Here is a 2,812-nt window from a genome sequence, read left to right on the forward strand (position 1 = left end):
AATCATTAAAGGAATTGAAATGACCACAGTTGCTAGAAAAAACTTGATCAATTTGCCAAAGTTTTGCGTTAACTCATCAAACAATTCTTTGGTAGAAAAATTGGCTCCTTTGTGTTTTTTATACAGTTTCATATAAAGAGGTACATAGGAATAACACAGGATGCCCACAAACGAAAAGAGTAAGCTGTAAAGTGTTATCTTACCCGAATTGGCATTCATCGTTTCTTGGAGATAGTTGAATAATTCGTCTCGATTTCTTTCATCTAAAAGCCCTAATGACTGTATTTCTGCATGTTCGATTTGTAGCATGTAACTCATGTAAATGAGAATTGCCAAAAAGATGCCACTCACCAACAGGTAATTTTTGAAAAAATGGCGTCCGTGTGCTTTTAAAAACGCAAACGTATCTTTAAAGAATAATCCGAAATCTCTTGATTTATATAGTTGCAACATGAGTTCTTAGTTTTTTGTGTATGATATGCGGATATATTAAATAGTAAAATGAGATGAATGCTAAAGTAAGAAGGATGATACCAACTGAAAGCCAATTTGGCATTGTATTGGAATATCGTGTGACGAATCCTTCCAACAAACCTGCGGCAAACATAAAAGGAAACGTACTGATTAGTATTTTAATTCCGTTTTTGAGTCCAATTTTTAGCGCAGTTAAACGCGAATAGGTTTTTGGGAATAAAATACTTGCACCCAATACCAAACCAGCAGCGCCAGTAATGACAATGGCAAATATTTCCATAGCGCCGTGAATCCAAATTCCGCGAACGCTTTCCCAAAGTACACCTTGTTCGTAAAAAAAGTATTGAAACGAACCAAGCATAATACCATTTACCATAAGAATGTAGCCAGTTCCAATGCCGCCAGAAATCCCAAAAATAAAGGATTTCATGCTTACAAATAAGTTATTAAAAGTAATACCAATAAAACTTCCCCAATTGCTTCCACTTTTATAAATGGCAACAGGATCTCCGTTTTCTATGTTTTCTAAGGTTGTATTTACATAATGATCGCCTAAAATTAAACGTACAAACGAATCGTCATACGCAGCAGAAAGCGCGCCAATAGCGACAAAAAGTCCAAATATTAAAAACGCGTAAAATGTATATCGACGATAATCGAACATAATTAGCGGAATTTCTGTTTTCCAAAAAGAAATAAAACGATTAGTTTTGGTGCGTTTGGTTCTATAAATACGTTGAAAAGCAGCTGAAGCAAGCTGATTTAAGTAGCTAATAGTTTTACTCTTAGGGTAATAGGTTTGTGCGTACGACAAGTCATTCATTAACTGAATGTACAAAGACGAAAGCTCATCAGGATGTTTAAAATGATTATTATAAATGGTTTTTTCAAAGTTTAACCATTTTTGCTTATTTTGCTTGATAAATGCAACTTCTCTCATAGATACGCTAAAATAAAACATTATATGTCAGAGATACAAATTAATACTACGCAAAATGTAAATATCAATTTTACGCAAGCTGCTGTTGGTGAACGTGTGGTAGCACATGTTATTGACTTGGTTATTAAAATTGTGTATTGTGTTTTGATTGTTTTGTTTTTTCATTCACTTGTGGAAGACAGTGAATCGTATTATTCGTTAGATGGTTGGTCAAAAACCGCCATATATATAATGATACTTTTTCCTGCGCTTATTTATACGTTGGTTTTAGAGTCTTTGTGGGAAGGACAAACAATCGGAAAAAAAATAGTAAAGATCAAAGTGGTTAAAATTGACGGCTATCAAGCTACTTTTGTCGATTATATAATTCGTTGGTTTTTTAGAATTGTCGACTTGAATATGCTAAGTGGTTTTGTAGCCCTTATTGCTATTATTATGAGTGAAAAAGCACAGCGTTTAGGCGGAATGTCTTCTGGAACAGCTGTAATTTCTCAGAAACAAAAAGTGCGTATTTCACATACAATTATGGAAGAAATAGGAGTCGATTATAAACCACAGTTTCCATCAGTTATTCAACTTTCTGACAATGATATGCGTATTGTAAAAGAAACATTTGTCATTGCTAAAAAAGGAAAAGATGTTGATACACTTAACAAACTTCGCGCTAAAGTAGAGCAAGTTATGGAAGTAAAATCCGATAAAGAAACAATTCCTTTTATTAATATTGTTATTAAAGATTTCAACTTCTACACACAAAACATGTAATGTTATTTTACACACTTGATATTATTGGAACTTTTGCTTTTGCAATTTCGGGCGTTTTAATTGCGATGCAAAAACGTATGGATCCGTTTGGAATTTTCATTATTGCTTTTGTCACAGCAGTTGGAGGCGGAACGTTGCGCGATATACTTATTGGCAAAACACCAGTTGGCTGGATGGACGATTTAAATTATGTATACGTAATTGGAGCAGCGGTCGTTTTTTCAATACTATTGCGAAAAAAGTTGAATCGACTAAGAACGTCTTTATTTTTATTTGATACAATCGGATTGGGTGTTTTTACCATTATTGGAGTGGAGAAAGGAATTTCTGCCGATTTACATCCTATTATTTGTATCGCTTTAGGAACCATGAGCGCGAGCTTTGGTGGTGTTATTCGAGATATATTATGTAACGAAATCCCTGTGATTTTTAGAAAAGAAATATATGCTACGGCGTGTATTTTGGGCGGATGCACCTTTTTTGCATTAAAATATGTAGGTCTTACAGAAAATTTAATCTACATCTTTACGGCATTGATGGTAATTTCCATTCGTTTGATTGTAGTGAAATTCAGAATTCAATTGCCAACGATCTATCAAAAATAAAAGGAACCAACAAGCGTTAGTTCCTTCT

4 protein-coding genes are annotated in these 2,812 nt (G+C 33.9%); 2 read left to right on the forward strand and 2 right to left on the reverse strand.

Translation table 11 applies throughout. The features are described from left to right. Together AB8B65_RS08230 and AB8B65_RS08235 are read right to left on the reverse strand one after the other, a co-directional pair. A partial coding sequence (locus tag AB8B65_RS08230) for a hypothetical protein (protein ID WP_405300425.1) occupies positions 1 to 453 on the reverse strand: 453 nt, incomplete at its 3' end. Beyond that, a complete protein-coding gene (locus AB8B65_RS08235) occupies positions 437 to 1,414 on the reverse strand; it encodes a stage II sporulation protein M (protein ID WP_405300427.1) in 978 nt (325 codons plus the stop codon). The genes AB8B65_RS08235 and AB8B65_RS08230, both read right to left, overlap by 17 nt. Before the next feature lie 24 nt (positions 1,415 to 1,438). On the opposite strand from AB8B65_RS08235, the gene AB8B65_RS08240 reads away from it, so the two are divergent. Together AB8B65_RS08240 and AB8B65_RS08245 are read left to right on the forward strand one after the other, a co-directional pair. Then, on the forward strand, positions 1,439 to 2,179 hold the full coding sequence (locus AB8B65_RS08240) for an RDD family protein (protein ID WP_405300428.1): 741 nt from the start codon (positions 1,439 to 1,441) through the stop codon (positions 2,177 to 2,179). Beyond that, positions 2,179 to 2,784 (forward strand): trimeric intracellular cation channel family protein, encoded by a 606-nt coding sequence (locus AB8B65_RS08245; protein WP_405300429.1) that lies wholly within the window; start codon positions 2,179 to 2,181, stop codon positions 2,782 to 2,784. Before AB8B65_RS08240 ends, AB8B65_RS08245 begins: the two co-directional genes overlap by 1 nt. Positions 2,785 to 2,812: the final 28 nt, after the last annotated feature.

Source organism: Kordia sp. (assembly GCF_045105435.1).
Lineage (GTDB): Bacteria > Bacteroidota > Bacteroidia > Flavobacteriales > Flavobacteriaceae > Kordia.

Bases quoted from the DNA above. Each gene is read 5' to 3' on its own strand.
- AB8B65_RS08235 (WP_405300427.1), bottom strand. From the start codon at position 1,414: ATGAGAGAAGTTGCATTTATCAAGCAAAATAAGCAAAAATGGTTAAAC.
- AB8B65_RS08245 (WP_405300429.1), top strand. From the start codon at position 2,179: ATGTTATTTTACACACTTGATATTATTGGAACTTTTGCTTTTGCAATT.
- AB8B65_RS08240 (WP_405300428.1), top strand. From the start codon at position 1,439: ATGTCAGAGATACAAATTAATACTACGCAAAATGTAAATATCAATTTT.